The sequence below is a fragment of the Symbiobacterium ostreiconchae genome, from assembly GCF_055396975.1.
The window spans coordinates 3,173,560-3,186,477 of record NZ_AP042454.1 but is presented as its reverse complement, the minus strand read 5'-3'; the positions used below and the strand labels follow the sequence as shown (position 1 = coordinate 3,186,477).

17 protein-coding genes and 1 pseudogene are annotated in these 12,918 nt (G+C 68.1%); 2 read left to right on the top strand and 16 right to left on the bottom strand.

All coding sequences use genetic code 11. From position 1 onward, the window contains the following. The first annotated feature begins 35 nt into the window (after positions 1–35). Complete coding sequence (locus ACZ5UM_RS15565) at positions 36–503, top strand: OsmC family protein (protein WP_273379974.1); 468 nt, start codon at positions 36–38, stop codon at positions 501–503. 111 nt (positions 504–614) lie between these two features. Beyond that, entirely contained in the window at positions 615–1,001 is a 387-nt protein-coding gene (locus tag ACZ5UM_RS15560; protein ID WP_464845201.1) for a DnaJ family domain-containing protein, read from the top strand. A 91-nt stretch (positions 1,002–1,092) separates the two neighbouring features. On the opposite strand, the gene ACZ5UM_RS15555 is transcribed toward ACZ5UM_RS15560, so the two are convergent. From ACZ5UM_RS15555 to eutC, 16 genes and pseudogenes are all read right to left on the bottom strand, one after another. After that, positions 1,093–1,584 (bottom strand): EutP/PduV family microcompartment system protein, encoded by a 492-nt coding sequence (locus ACZ5UM_RS15555; protein WP_464845200.1) that lies wholly within the window; start codon positions 1,582–1,584, stop codon positions 1,093–1,095. 3 nt (positions 1,585–1,587) lie between these two features. Continuing rightward, positions 1,588–2,703, bottom strand: coding sequence for an ethanolamine utilization protein EutH (gene eutH, locus ACZ5UM_RS15550; protein WP_464845199.1), 1,116 nt, complete (start codon positions 2,701–2,703; stop codon positions 1,588–1,590). Between the two features lie 18 nt (positions 2,704–2,721). Continuing rightward, positions 2,722–3,021 carry an ethanolamine utilization microcompartment protein EutM gene (gene eutM / locus ACZ5UM_RS15545; protein WP_464845198.1) on the bottom strand — a complete coding sequence of 100 codons (300 nt, stop codon included), beginning with the start codon at positions 3,019–3,021 and terminating at the stop codon, positions 2,722–2,724. A gap of 16 nt (positions 3,022–3,037) precedes the next feature. After that, the gene (locus ACZ5UM_RS15540) at positions 3,038–3,322 is read right to left on the bottom strand and encodes a cupin domain-containing protein (RefSeq protein ID WP_464845197.1); all 285 of its coding nucleotides are present in this window, start codon (positions 3,320–3,322) and stop codon (positions 3,038–3,040) included. Between the two features lie 24 nt (positions 3,323–3,346). Beyond that, positions 3,347–3,898, bottom strand: a complete 552-nt coding sequence (locus tag ACZ5UM_RS15535) for a BMC domain-containing protein (protein ID WP_464845196.1) — start codon at positions 3,896–3,898, stop codon at positions 3,347–3,349. Between the two features lies 1 nt (position 3,899). Next, complete coding sequence (locus tag ACZ5UM_RS15530) at positions 3,900–5,243, bottom strand: 4Fe-4S dicluster domain-containing protein (RefSeq protein WP_464845195.1); 1,344 nt, start codon at positions 5,241–5,243, stop codon at positions 3,900–3,902. Continuing rightward, positions 5,240–5,560 carry a EutN/CcmL family microcompartment protein gene (locus ACZ5UM_RS15525; protein ID WP_464845194.1) on the bottom strand — a complete coding sequence of 107 codons (321 nt, stop codon included), beginning with the start codon at positions 5,558–5,560 and terminating at the stop codon, positions 5,240–5,242. The genes ACZ5UM_RS15530 and ACZ5UM_RS15525 overlap by 4 nt, the downstream gene beginning before the upstream one ends. Next, the gene (locus ACZ5UM_RS15520; protein ID WP_464845193.1) at positions 5,547–6,470 is read right to left on the bottom strand and encodes a flavoprotein; all 924 of its coding nucleotides are present in this window, start codon (positions 6,468–6,470) and stop codon (positions 5,547–5,549) included. Before ACZ5UM_RS15520 ends, ACZ5UM_RS15525 begins: the two co-directional genes overlap by 14 nt. Continuing rightward, positions 6,467–7,318 carry an ethanolamine utilization protein EutJ gene (gene eutJ / locus ACZ5UM_RS15515; protein WP_464845192.1) on the bottom strand — a complete coding sequence of 284 codons (852 nt, stop codon included), beginning with the start codon at positions 7,316–7,318 and terminating at the stop codon, positions 6,467–6,469. The genes ACZ5UM_RS15520 and eutJ overlap by 4 nt, the downstream gene beginning before the upstream one ends. Beyond that, a complete protein-coding gene (gene pduL, locus ACZ5UM_RS15510; RefSeq protein ID WP_464845191.1) occupies positions 7,315–7,920 on the bottom strand; it encodes a phosphate propanoyltransferase in 606 nt (201 codons plus the stop codon). The genes eutJ and pduL overlap by 4 nt, the downstream gene beginning before the upstream one ends. Next, positions 7,907–8,749: an ATP-binding protein gene (locus ACZ5UM_RS15505; RefSeq protein WP_464845190.1), complete on the bottom strand. Its 843-nt coding sequence runs from the start codon at positions 8,747–8,749 to the stop codon at positions 7,907–7,909. The genes pduL and ACZ5UM_RS15505 overlap by 14 nt, the downstream gene beginning before the upstream one ends. A gap of 40 nt (positions 8,750–8,789) precedes the next feature. Beyond that, the gene (gene eutM, locus ACZ5UM_RS15500; RefSeq protein WP_464845189.1) at positions 8,790–9,071 is read right to left on the bottom strand and encodes an ethanolamine utilization microcompartment protein EutM; all 282 of its coding nucleotides are present in this window, start codon (positions 9,069–9,071) and stop codon (positions 8,790–8,792) included. A gap of 16 nt (positions 9,072–9,087) precedes the next feature. Next, positions 9,088–10,521: an acetaldehyde dehydrogenase (acetylating) gene (locus tag ACZ5UM_RS15495; RefSeq protein ID WP_464845188.1), complete on the bottom strand. Its 1,434-nt coding sequence runs from the start codon at positions 10,519–10,521 to the stop codon at positions 9,088–9,090. Positions 10,522–10,930: 409 nt separating this feature from the next. After that, positions 10,931–11,182 (bottom strand): annotated as a pseudogene (locus ACZ5UM_RS15490) (BMC domain-containing protein); the annotation flags it as partial. Between the two features lie 35 nt (positions 11,183–11,217). Then, positions 11,218–11,877, bottom strand: coding sequence for an ethanolamine utilization microcompartment protein EutL (eutL, locus tag ACZ5UM_RS15485; RefSeq protein ID WP_464845187.1), 660 nt, complete (start codon positions 11,875–11,877; stop codon positions 11,218–11,220). Positions 11,878–11,895: 18 nt separating this feature from the next. Continuing rightward, positions 11,896–12,912 carry an ethanolamine ammonia-lyase subunit EutC gene (gene eutC / locus ACZ5UM_RS15480; protein WP_464845186.1) on the bottom strand — a complete coding sequence of 339 codons (1,017 nt, stop codon included), beginning with the start codon at positions 12,910–12,912 and terminating at the stop codon, positions 11,896–11,898. Positions 12,913–12,918 lie beyond the last annotated feature (6 nt).

Below are 12,918 nucleotides of genomic sequence, written 5' to 3'. Positions count from 1 at the left end.
ACCGGGTATGAACATGTTGCCCGGAGGTGTTGCAGGTGACAGCCACCATGGACAAGCCGCAGCTCGTGACCGTTCGCTGCCGCGGCACCTGGGAGCCGAAGGTCCGGACAGCCCTGAGGGTCCGCCGGTTCGAGCCCTTCTACTCGGACGAGCCCGTCGCGCTGGGCGGCGACGACACGGCGCCGAATCCGATGGAGTACATGATGGCCGCCCTGAACGGGTGCGTTTCGGTCATGATCGCCGTGATCGCGGCGGAGATGGAGTTCAAGTACGAGGCCGTGGAGCTGCTCGCCGACGGCGTGCTCGACGTGCGCGGCCTGATGGGCGTGCCGGGGGTGCAGCCGCACTTCACGGAGGTGCGCCTGACGGTGAAGATCAAGACCGACGAACCCCGGGAGCGGCTGGATGAGCTGAAGGAGAAGGTGGAGGCCCGCTGCCCGGCCGCAGGCCTGATCAACGCGGCCCGGGTGCCGTTCCACTCCACCTGGGAGTACCTGGTGTAGTGCAGACAAGCCGAGCCCCCCGAGCGCGCTGGCAGCCGGGGGGCTTTGCGCGCACCGGCAGGCGGATGCGCCCGAGTGTCGAATGCTATCCTGGTGAGGAGGGCGAGGGCAGTGCAGGACGACAACGCACGGAAGACGCCCCCGCCGCCGAAGTTCTCGGCGGAATGGCTGGACGAGATCATCACGGAGGCCATGCGCAGGGGCGAGTTCGACAACCTGCCGGGCAAGGGCAGGCCGCTGGACCTGGAGAAGGACGAGCCCGATCCGTACGCCAGGGAGGGCTCGTGGGTGGTCAACAGGATCCTCCGGGAGAACAAGGCGGCGCCGCTCTGGATCGAGCTGGAGAAGATGATCCGGGAGGACCGGGAGTGGCTGGCCACCCACCCGAAGGATCACCCCGACCGGCCGGCGCGCATCCAGGAACTGAACGAGAAGATCATGCTTTACAACCTGAACAAGCCGCGGGGCGTCGTGGACAAGCCGCGGTACCGCGAGTGACCCCCTCGCGCCCGAGGGGAAGCCGTCCTCCGAAAACAGAAGGGGCTGTCGCCCAGTCATCCCCCATGACTCGGACGACAGCCCCTTCGCGCTACCGCTGGCCGCGATCGCCGGAGTCGTTGCCGCTTTCCAAGGCCCGTTTGAGCTCGGGCAGGTTGCGCAGCGCCTCCAGCCCCTCCCCGGTCACGGCGGACACCGGGTAGTAAGGGGGCCTGACGCCGATGGTCTGCAGCAGCCGCCCGGCCCGGTCCGGGTCGGCCCCGGGCAGGTCGATCTTGGTAATGATCCCCCGCACCGGCTGGTCCCGCCGGCGCATCTGCACCAGCGACTCCCGCAGGACGCCTGGGATCCGGGCGGTCGCGTCCTGCAGCACCCAGATCGCCTCGGCCTCGGGGGCGGTGCTGACCAGCGAGTGGTAGAAGAGGGGTCGCTGGCAGAACTCGCCCGGGAAGTCGATGGCGAAGGGACCGTACTCGATCGCCTGCGTCTTCCGGTAGACCAGCGGCTGTCCCATCAGCGCCTGCAGCAGGGTGGTCTTGCCGTACCCCGTTCCGCCGACGACGATAATGGCCCGCTTGCGCATGCACTAAGAGGCCTTCTGCGTCTCGCCGGTGTTCTCGGCGCTGGCAAACTTGGACGCGATGGGCATGGCCACCAGGAGGGCAGTGATGCCTGCGACCAGCTTGCCGACGATCATCGGGAAGATCATCTCCGGCTCCACGCCGGCGGTGAAGCCCAGGTGGTCGCCAAATGTGAAGGCGGCGCTGACGGCGAAGGCAGAGTTGAGGATCTTACCCCGGTTGTCCATGTCCTTCATCATGTTGAACATGGGGATGTTGTTGGCCAGGGTCGCCACCAGGCCCGCCGCGGCGACCTCGCCCATGCCCATGGACTTGCCGAGGGCAGACAGCGGCTTAGCGAAGGCCTTGGTGATGAACTTGACCATCGGGAAGGCGCCCGCCAGGACGATGGCGATGGAGCCGACGATCTGCACGCCCTCCCAGATCGGGGTCATGCCCGGGATGATGACGATGCCGGTCAGGGTCTCCCAGATGATGGCGGCCAGCGCAATCGTGATCATGATGACGACGCCCTTGCCGAACACCTGGAACCCGTTGATCATCTTCTCGGGGATCCGCCAGAGCCCCAGGGCGATTAGGCCGGCCACGATCGCGACCGGGATCATGTTCATCACGAGGAACCCAATGGACCAGCCGGCCACGAGTCCGCCGGCGATACAGCCGATGGGGATGGTGACGAAGCCGGCCAGCATGCCGGTGGCCAGGAAGCGCCGGTCTTCAGGCTGGATGATGCCCAGGGCGACCGGGATCGAGAACACGATGGTCGGGCCCATCATGGCGCCCAGGATGAGGCCTGCGTAGAGGCCGGCATCCCGGCTCAGCGCCAGCTCCATGGCCAGGGGGTAGCCGCCCATGTCGTTGGCCAGCAGCGTGGTGGCGAACATGGCGGGGTCAGCGCCCAGGGCTTGGTAGACAGGCACGACCACGGGCCGAAGGACATCGGCGAGCACGGGGGCGATGGACACCACGCCGAGCATGGCCAGGGCCAGCGGTCCCATGGCGTTGATGCCGTTCTCGAACTCCTCGCCCAGGCCGTACTTGTTGCCGATGATCCGGTCGATGGCACCCAGGACCATGAAGATCATCATGATCCAGATGATTACCGTGTTAATCATGCTCATGGTCAATCCCCCTTCCCACTACAGCCTCTGATCCGAGATCTGCCCGGCTCCAGGGTGCGGCAGGATCATCTCGACTTCCTCGTGGGGACGCGGGATCACATGCACGGAAATGAGCTCGCCTATGCGCTGTGCGGCCGCCGCACCAGCATCGGTGGCGGCTTTCACGGCGCCGACGTCTCCCCGGACCATGACGGTGACCAGTCCTCCGCCGACAAGGACCTTGCCGATCAGGCGGACGTTCGCCGCCTTGACCATGGCATCTGCCGCCTCGATGGCGCCGACCAGCCCCTTGGTCTCAATCATCCCGAGCGCTTCCATGGTTCACTGCACCTCCTTACCTGTTTTCTCCCAGCTCAGCGAGCACTGCCTGGACGACCTGCTCCTGCTGCTCGCCGGTGAGCCCCGGAGCGAACTCCGCCACAATCCCCCGAACCCGGTCGCCGAGCGACTGTTGCCCGGGTTCGGGCGCCGGCGGGCCGTGCCGGATGTGGAAGCCAAGTGCCATGATGAGATCCCGGGCGCCGGGCGTGATGATGGCGTCCGGCGGGACCTCCAGGCAGTGCACGCCCTGGTAGTGGAGCGAAAGGATCTCCTGCGGCGTTACCAGCCGTCGCTTCATACCGGAATCCCTCCCTCCGGCTTGTCACAGGAGCGTCTTGATCAGGTCGGCGTGCAGGTTGGGGATCACGACCTTGTCCACCAGCATGCCGGGCGCGAGCGTGTTGATGCCGGCGTCGATGGCCGCCTGCACGGCGCTGACCTCGCCAGCCACTACGAAGTAACCCTTCCCGCCGTATCCGATGCCGGGGCGGATCTCCAGCAGGGAAACCTGGCTCGCCTTCACCGCCGCGTCGGCTGCCACGATGGCGGAAGCGACGGTGAAGGTCTCCACTGCGCCCACGGCCCGCAGATCGCGCAGGTCGTGCAGCCCGGTGAGATGGAAGGCGGGGAGGACGGACGGATGCACGTTGGGCAGGAGCAGCTGGTCGGCCAGGAGGTCGCCGGACTCCGTAACCCCGGCCTGCATCGAGGCGCGCACCGCGCCGACGTCGCCGCCCACGATGGTGATGTACTTGCCGGGGCAGATCGTCCGGCTGACGAGCAGCTCCACCTCAGCGGCCTTGACCATGGCATCCGCGGCGCGCACCCCGGTGGGAAGACTCAGGGTTTCGATCATGCCGATCGCGAGAGCCACGTTACTCACCTCCCGGCTCAGCCGCGCAGGCGATGCGAATCGCCTGGCCCGTGATCTCGACGACGGTTCCGCTGACGCTGGCGTGAACGGCCGCGCCCAACTTGCCCTCCGGCGGCCGGGCGATCACCTGGCCGGCGGACACCCGATCGCCGGCGGCGACCACAGGCTCGGCCGGCGCACCGATGTGTTGCAGGAGCGGAATGCGCACTTCGGAAACGGGCACGGTGGCCTCGACCAGCGGCGCTTTCCGGTCATACTGCGCCACGCCGAGGCGCTCCTTTACCCGCTGGGAGGCGACCATCCGCTGTTCCTGGAACGGGTGTACGCCCCTTTCGGGGGTAGCGCCCTTCTGGTACCGGATGCCCTGCCCTGCCAGTTCCTTCTTGATCCGGATGACGGCCTGGCGGGGCATCAGCAGTTCGGGACAGGCAAAGGCCTCGCACAGGCCGCACTCACAGCACAGATAGGCCCCCATCAGGACCTCCGGGTCGTTCAGGCCGTAGTTCGTGTGCAGCATCGCCTTGTGGGGCATGATGTGATGGCCGAGGAGGTAGCGCGGACAGAGTTCCGTGCAGAAGTGGCACTGGATGCACACCGAGGTTTGCCGGATATCGACCTCCTCCGGGTGCATCAACCGTTCCGCCCACCGCAGGTCCTTCGGGAGCACGATCACGCCACCGGTCCGCTTGGTGACCACCTCGTCGGGTTTGGCCAGGTGACCCATCAGGACGCCGCCCACCATGATCACGTACTCGTCCACCGTGGGGCCGCCGGCCAGCTCCAGCAGGGCGGCCACCGGCACGCCCACGGGCACCATGACGGACACGGGCCTGCTCACCGCTCCCGCGACCGTCAGGTACTTCATGGTGACCGGCTGCCCGTGGTCGACGGCCCGGGCGACGTTGATCAGCGTCTCGACGTTGTTGACCACCACCCCGACGTCCAGGGGGATGCCGCCTGCAGGCACGACGCGACCGGTGACCTGCTGCACGATGATCTGCTCGTCGCCCGCCGGGTAGAAGTCGTTCAGCGGGAAGAGCTCAATCCCCGCCCGGGCGGCCGGCTCCGCAAGGGCTGCCCGGGCTTCTCTGTACTTCCCCTTCAGGGCGATCACCGCGCGCTTCGCCCCTGTGGCCTCGCGCGCCAGCTCCAGCCCTCGGACCAACTCTTCTGCATATTGCTCCATCAGTGCCTGGTCGGCGTAGAGGAGGGGCTCACACTCCGCACCGTTGGCGATGAGCCATTCGGCTCGGCCCTTCAGCTTCATGTGGGTCGGGAAGCCAGCGCCGCCGGCACCGACGACACCTGCATCCGCCACACGCTGCAGGATGCTCTCGGCGTTCATTCACCGGCCTCCTCTCCGTTGGCGGCTCCTGCGCCGGGCGGGCGCACGGTCTTCTCCCATTCGACGGTGTCCACGATGGCGACCACCACCGCGTCGATCGGGGTCTCATCCCGGTCCGTGGCCTTGCGGGCCGAACTGCCGCTGACCACCAGCACGGTCTCGCCCACGCCCGCGCCGACCCGGTCGCCGGCGACAAAGGTGCTGCCGCTGGGGCTGCCGTCGACCTCGATGGGCTGAACGATGAGCAGCTTGAGGCCGGTTAGCGCCTCCTCCTTGCGAGTCGCCCAGATGTTGCCGATGACCCTAGCCAGTCGCATGTGTGTCCCCCCCATCTGGGCCTACCAGCGCCACGCCGTGGTGGCGGCACAGATCGCGCGCAAGCGGCGTCACGATCGCCCTGGCCGCAACGAGGACGCTCCGCGCCCCCCGCTTGACGGCCGCTTCCACATCAGCGGCGGTCACGAGTCTGAGCGGCGCCGAAGGCGGCTCCACGCCCGAGGACGCACCCGCTCCTGCGGCCCAGGCCGGGGCTGCCATCCACGCTGCGGGCGCCGCCGGTCCGGGAGCCGGCTCCGAGACCGCGGACAGGGGCGGGGCCGGGGCGGATCCGGAGGCCGGCGCTGGAGGTGCCACCTGAGTGCCGGCCTGGCTCAGGCAGGCCCGGACCATGTCCCCGATGGGGACGGTCAGCACGCCGAAGGTCCGCAGCCGTTCGATGTGGCCGAGCAGCATGGAGCGGTACGGCAAGTTGGCCGTGTTTGGGACGGCGGAGTCCGGACACACGACGATCCGCCGGTTCATCAGCAGGGCCGCCGCCAGCAGGTTGGTCGCCGGACTGTCACGGATGCCCAGCGCCCACTTGGCCGCCGTGTTCTGCGTGAGGACCGGCACCGCGACGGCGTCGGCCCAGAAGACGGCCTCATAGATCTCCTCTTCAGATGGTTCATTGACCATCTGGCCGGCCGCGGACAGCTTCTCCAGTCGGGCGGCGCCCAGCACGGTGCGCGCAGAAGGGGTGCACAGAACGCGTACCTGTGCTCCGGCCGCCCTCAGTTCGCCCGCTACCGCGACGGCCTCGTCCAGGTTCTGATCACCGCCTGTGTAAAGCAGCAGGACTTTGGGGCCCCGCGTCCTCTCGGGGTGCGACCCGGGGTCGGACGCGTCGCCCAGCCGGAGCTGTTTCAGAACTTCCCGGGTGATCTGCCGGATCAACTCCTCGTCGATCATCGATGCTCACCTGCCTCCGCAGCAGCCAGAGCGATCCCCAGAGGTGTGACGAGCAGCGGCTCGTCAGGCTTGATCACGGTACGCCCCAACTCCTTCTCCAGGACCCGGTCGAAGCCGGTGAGTTTGGCGGTGCCGCCGACGACGACGACCGTCGTGACGTCGAAGGGAGCGATGTGCCGCTCGACGATGGAACTCACCTTCTGGATCACCGGCGTGACCAGCCGCAGGATCTCCCGCTGTCGGGAAGGATCCTTTTTCATTTCCTCCGCCTGTTCGAAGGGGATTTGGTGGGCGCCGGCCACGACCAGGGTGAAGTGGGTGCCGCCTGTAGGCTCGTCGGCGGTGTGCACGACGCGGCCGTCCCGGAGGACGGCGATCCCCGTGGTGCCGCCGCCCACGTCCACCACCGCGCCGTTGGTCAACCCGAGGACGCGGTTGGCCGCGTCGACCTCATCCACCATGGTGAGGATCTCGAACCCGGCGCCTTCCGCCACGTACTGGTGGGTCTGGATGTCCCGGTTCCCTGTGCCTGGCGGATACGCAGCCGCCCCGTAGAGCAGTTCCTGCCCCAGCCGTTCTTCCAGCTGGGCCTTCAGCCTGCGCACGATGTTGACCGCGGACACGAAATCCACGACGAGCCCGTCGCGCACCACCTCGGCGAAGGTGTAGGCGGCGTCCACCGGGTTGCCCAGGGCATCTGCCACCGTGAGCGCCACGTATGCTGTCCCCAGGTCGATGCCGGTGTACAGCGTCCCGTTCGGCGGCGGGGGCGTCTCCCCCATGCGGCGGGTCAGGGCGCCCACCATGCGGTTCGCACGCTCCAGCAAATCCGAGTGACGATCGGTCATGCCTTGACTAACACCACCGTGTCTCCCGTACGCAGGCCAGCGGCGTTGGCCTCGTCGGTGTCGATGTGGAATTCGAGCTGGTAGTTGGGGCTCACCCGCACCAGCACGTCGCCGAAGACGGTGCGGCGGGGGCCTTCCGTCGCTGCCACCCACACGATCTCGCCGTCGGACACGCCGAAGCGGGCGGCATCTTCGGGCGTCATATGGATGTGCCGCTGGGCCAGGATCACCCCCGACGTGATCGTGACGGACCCGGCCGGGCCGATCAGCGTCAGCCCGACGCTGCCGTGGTGCCGGCCGGACTCGCGCACCGGGGGCTGTACGCCCAGCGCGATCGCATCGGTGGCGGAGATCTCCACCTGTGTGGCGCCCCGCGCCGGACCGAGGACACGGACCCCAGCGATGGCCCCCTTGGGGCCCGCGATCAGCACCCGCTCCCGACAGGCGAACTGGCCGGGCTGGCTCAGGGGCCGGTCTGGAGTGAGCGCCGCGCCTGGGCCGAAGAGGGTCTCCACGTGCTCCGGCGACAGGTGCACGTGCCGGGCCGAAACCCCGACGGGGATGCGGCCCTCGCCGGGGTTGGGCCGGTCACCGCTCACCACCTGTGGTTCCCCCTTTCTCCGCGAGGTGTTGCATCATCAGGATCCAGATGGCGCTGGAGAGCCGGTTCAGGGCCTGGATGATGTCCAGCCGCTCCGGCGGCGAACCCTCCTGCCAGAACGCCTGTACCGCCGCCAGCTCGGTCTCCCGCACCTGCGTGCGGAGCAGGTTCAGCCAGAGCATCATCTCCCCGTGCTCGACCACCGGCGGGGTGTGCGAGACGCCGAAGTACTTCTGCGGGTAGTGGGACCGCTCGCGGAGCTGGGAGGCGTCCAGGCCGAAGAGGTGGATCGGCGGCAGCGGCTCATCCATGACCTCCGCACGGACCATCTTCCGGACGTAATCCAGCACCTCGCCCAGGTTCCGGTCCAGTTCGGCCCGCCCTTCCTTGCGCGCGCAGTTCTGGGCCAGCAGGACGTAGGCTTCGAGGCTGTCCAGCTTGCCGCGGAACCGGATGCGCGGGTGGGTCTTGGGCACCATGAGCTTTCCGCGCAGGTGGGTCAGCTCTTCCGGCTTCGTCTGCGGGGTGAAGGTCTGCTGGACCGGAGCCTGCGCAGTCGCCGGCGCAGGGGTGCCGCCCGGGGGAGCAGCACCCTGGGCCGATGTGGGTTCGATGGGGGCGCCGGCGGGCGCAGGCGGGGATGCAGCCACCGCGGCCGACGAGGAGAGGGAGGGGCAGGCAGGCTCGCCGAAAATCAGCTTGATGCGGCGCTCCTGGAGGAACTGCCGCGCCGCGGGGGTGATCAGCGTGCCGCGGGGAACGGTGATGGACTCGATCTCCCCGCGCTCGCGGATCAACTGCCGCAGCTCGAGTTCAGTCAGTGCAGCCACGGGCTTCACCTCTCATCCGCGCAGGGGAGCGCGGACCGCATTACCCCTTCTGGGGAAGGATCATCTCGACGTCGCCGTGCGGCCGCGGGATCACGTGGACAGAGATCAGTTCGCCGATGCGCTGCGCCGCTGCTGCGCCGGCGTCGGTGGCCGCCTTGACGGCGCCCACGTCGCCACGCACCATCACCGTGACCAGGCCGCCGCCGACCAGCACCTTGCCGATCAGCGTCACGTTGGCGGCCTTCACCATCGCGTCAGCAGCCTCGATCGCAGCCACGAGTCCCTTGGTTTCGATCATGCCGAGGGCAAGAACTCCGGTCATGCCATTTCCTCCTCAGTTAGCGGTTGTTGAGCTGAGCCAGCACGGCGCGGACGATGCGTTCGATGTCCGTTTCCTGCGGCGGTGCGCAGCATCCATCCGGCTCACGGATCCCGTAGGCGAGCCGCTTGATGTTGATGAGATTGAGCGGGCCGACGTTGTCGGAGGTTGCGCTGCCGCCCCACGTGCCGGATCCCAGGGTGAGCGCCGGGGCCAGTCCGGTGGTCACGCCCACCGCGCCGTGGGTGGCCGGGGTGTTGACCACGATGCGGAAGACGGGCTTCTCCATGGCGAACGCCATGATGACTTCCTCGTTGCGGGAGTGGATCGCCAGCGTGTGCCCGATGCCTCCCAGGTTCAGCAACTCGATGCAGCGCTCGCAGCCGGCCCGCCAGTCGGGGGCGGTGTAGAAGGCGAGAATGGGGGAAAGCTTTTCCCGGGAGAGCGGATACTGGGGCCCCACGCCCTCCAGGGGCGCCACCAGGACCCGGGTGCCCGGGGGCACATCGATGCCGGCCATCTCCGCGATTCGGGTGGCCGACTGCCCGACGATGGCCGGGTTGACGACCCCGTTGGGCCGGAAGGCCACCGCCGAGAGCCGGTCGACCTGCTCCGGCGACAGGAAGTAGCCGCCCTGGCGCCGGATCTCGCTCATCACCTGCTCGGCGATGGGCTCGTCCGCGATCACGGCCTGCTCAGACGCGCAGATCGTCCCGTTATCGAAGGTCTTCCCGGCGATGACGTACGAGACGGCCCTCGGCACGTCCGCGCTGCGCTCGATGAAGGCCGGCACGTTGCCGGGGCCGACGCCCAGCGCCGGGGTGCCAGACTGATAGGCAGCCTTCACCATCGCTGATCCGCCGGTGGCCAGGATCAGGGAGACCTTCGGGTGGCGCATCAGCTCGTTGGTGGCGGCCAAGTCCACCGTCTCCAGGCACTGGATCAGCCCCTCGGGCGCCCCGGCCTCCACCGCCGCCTCGGCGACGACGCGCGCCGCCTCACAGGTGCAGCCGATGGCGCGCGGGTGCGGGCTCATGACGATGGCGTTGCGGGCCTTCACCGCGATGATCGCCTTGTACATGGCCGTCGAAGTCGGGTTCGTGGTGGGTATCAGGGCGGCGATAACCCCTACCGGCTCGGCGATCTCGACGACCTTGGCCGCCTCGTCGCGCCGGATGACGCCGACGGTCTTCATGTCCTTGATGTAGTTGTACAGATCGCGAGTCGCCAGGAGGTTCTTGATGGTCTTGTGGTCGACTACACCCATGCCGGTCTCCCGGACCGCCATTTCAGCCAGGCGCACCGCAGCCTGTTCGCCCGCCTTTGCCATGGCGGAGACGATCCGGTCGATCTGCTCCTGGGTGTAGTGCTTCAGTTTCTGCTGGGCCTCCCATGCCTGCTCCACGGCGTCGCGCATCTGCTGGATGGCCAGCAGATCTCTGTCCAGTTTCACGCTATTCACCGTCCTTCGGTCCGATGGCCTCACGGATCGCGTTCAGGATCTGCTCCTTTGTCCCGTCCCGGATCTGTGCGCGGCTCAGGCTGATCGACGGAAGCGCCCGAGCGACGCGGCGCAGGATGGCCACCGAGAGATCCGACAGGTGGCTGACCCGCTCAAGCTCTTCCATGTCGGGCAGCAACCGGCGGAGTTCAGCCAGGGCCTCGTCGTCGCCGGTCGGGCCAGGGGCTGCGCCCCCTGACTCAGCGTCAGGCGCCGGTGCCGGGTCCTGCAGCGCCGCAGCAGGGGGATCCGGTCTCCGCTCCGGCTCCGGACCGGGTTCGGGGTCGCGTGCCGGCGAGGGCCCCGTTCCGGGTCCTGGCTCCGGAGGGGAAGGGTTCGGGCCGAATCCCTCCATGTCGGCTACCTCTTCGTGCGGACGGGGGATGACGTGACACGCGATCACCTGGCCGACGCGGGAGGCCGCCGCCACCCCGGCGTCCACCGCAGCCTTCACGGCCCCCACATCCCCCAGCACCTGGACGGTCACCAGCCCCCCCTTGACGAGGGTGCAGGAATGAAGCCGGACGTTGGCCGCCTTGACCATGGCGTCCGCCGCCTCAACCGCCGCGACCATGCCGCGGGTCTCGATCAATCCCAGCGCGTCAATCGCCATGCGTCAATCCTCCCTTCGGTCTGCCCTCAGGGGAATCAGAACCGCTTGGGATACCGGGCGACCTCCATCACCGTCGCCGCGAAGGCGTCGCAGGCCGCCTTACAGGCCGACTGCGTGCCGGTAAGGTGCGCACCGGCGAAGTTGGTCTCGCTGGGCGGGCCGAAGAAGTTCACCATCTTGACCTCGGCCGCCTTGAGGGCGGCATCGACGGCGTACATCGCCTCGATCGGCGGCGCAATCAGGTAGGCCAGCGGCGAACCGACAGGAATACCGCACTCCTTGGAGAGGTAGGTGCCGGTCCGGCTGATGGTGTAGGCATAGAAGGTGATGCCGCCGGCCTCGTCAGCGGTCCAGAAGCAGCAGTCCTCGCTGTTGATCAGGTCGATGGCTGCCTGCAGGCCCGCCTTCACCTCGGCCGGATCGGGTCCCGCCAGCATGCCGATGAACTCGCCCGACAGGGGACCCGAGGCGTGGGCCGCGCCGGCGTAGAAGGAACGGGCGTAGACCACTTCGACGTCCGCCTTCTTGGTGGCCTCGTCGACGGCGGTGTAGCCGACGTCATCGATGTTCAGCGTGATCATGCCCAGCGAACGGTGGTGCGGCTTCAGCGAGAGCTTCTCGGCCATGTCCGCATGCACGTTCGGAATGAGCTTGACGGCCAACACTTCGGCGCGAACCGGAGCAAAGCCGTACATATCATCCTGCCTCCCTTCTCACTGGACAGATAGCTTCGTGCCGCTCGCCTGGTTGTCGTAGATGCGCTTGGCGAAGGCCGCCGCGCTGGCGCCGGCTTCGGCCGCCGGTGTCCCACCGTCGTGGATGTTGGAGATCACCGACCGGTCGGACTCCACGGTGCCGTGGCGGGGCCGCCAGCACATGTAGCACGACATCGACTTGGCGGTGACCAGGCCGGGCCGCTCGCCGATGAGTTCGACGACCACGTCGGGCTCCAGAATCTGGCCGATGTCGTTCATGATGGCCACGCGGCCGTACTTGACGAACACCGGGGTGCCCACCGACAGCCCGAAGTTCTTCAACCCCTGGACCAGGGCGGCCAGGAAGTCGGCGGCGTTCGCCTCGATGGCGGCGGAGCTGAGACCGTCGGCGATGACGATCTGGACCTGGGGCCGGTGGATCGCCTTCGCCCGGAGCAACTCGGCGCTCTCAGGGCTCAGCCGCCGCCCCTTGTCCGGAAAGGCCAGGAAATCCTCCTTGGACGTGGCGGTGGACTGGAGCGGCAGCCAGCCCATCCGCGCAATCAGTTCGGGGCTGACCTCGCCCATCACGGCGTCCTCTGCGGCCGCGTGGTCAGCGCGGAAGCGCAGGTACGGAATGGTGCGGTACCGGGGACCCGCACGGCCGATGCCGATCCGGGCGGGGGTGGAGGCCTTCAGCCGCTTCAGGGCCTCGGGGTCGCACGGGTTGTCGATGAAGGTGCGCTCCCGGAGGTCGTAGGCGCAGATGTCGTCGAGGAAGTCGTCTTCGGTCTCACAGTTGCACCCCTGTGCGTCCGCGGGGATCCTGCAGCCCTTCCCGACCATCCCGGCCACCGGCTGTGTGCCCTGTGCGGCCTGCTCGGCCATGAGGGCCCGGACGGAGGCGGGGATGCATCCCCCGTCGGTCGGAGCCGAAGCGGCCGGCGCGGAGGCAGGGGCAGGGGTGCCGCGGCTCCGGCCCAGCTCGGCAAGGACGGCTTCCACGACCTTCTGAACCAGCTCGTCACGGACCATTTCGGC

Coding starts and splice junctions, on each gene's coding strand:
- ACZ5UM_RS15530 (WP_464845195.1), bottom strand. CDS start 5,243: ATGAACGCCGAGAGCATCCTGCAGCGTGTGGCGGATGCAGGTGTCGTC.
- ACZ5UM_RS15555 (WP_464845200.1), bottom strand. CDS start 1,584: ATGCGCAAGCGGGCCATTATCGTCGTCGGCGGAACGGGGTACGGCAAG.
- eutM (WP_464845198.1), bottom strand. CDS start 3,021: ATGGAAGCGCTCGGGATGATTGAGACCAAGGGGCTGGTCGGCGCCATC.
- ACZ5UM_RS15525 (WP_464845194.1), bottom strand. CDS start 5,560: ATGCGACTGGCTAGGGTCATCGGCAACATCTGGGCGACTCGCAAGGAG.
- ACZ5UM_RS15520 (WP_464845193.1), bottom strand. CDS start 6,470: ATGATCGACGAGGAGTTGATCCGGCAGATCACCCGGGAAGTTCTGAAA.
- eutJ (WP_464845192.1), bottom strand. CDS start 7,318: ATGACCGATCGTCACTCGGATTTGCTGGAGCGTGCGAACCGCATGGTG.
- eutL (WP_464845187.1), bottom strand. CDS start 11,877: ATGTACGGCTTTGCTCCGGTTCGCGCCGAAGTGTTGGCCGTCAAGCTC.
- eutH (WP_464845199.1), bottom strand. CDS start 2,703: ATGAGCATGATTAACACGGTAATCATCTGGATCATGATGATCTTCATG.
- eutM (WP_464845189.1), bottom strand. CDS start 9,071: ATGACCGGAGTTCTTGCCCTCGGCATGATCGAAACCAAGGGACTCGTG.
- eutC (WP_464845186.1), bottom strand. CDS start 12,912: ATGGTCCGTGACGAGCTGGTTCAGAAGGTCGTGGAAGCCGTCCTTGCC.
- ACZ5UM_RS15540 (WP_464845197.1), bottom strand. CDS start 3,322: ATGAAGCGACGGCTGGTAACGCCGCAGGAGATCCTTTCGCTCCACTAC.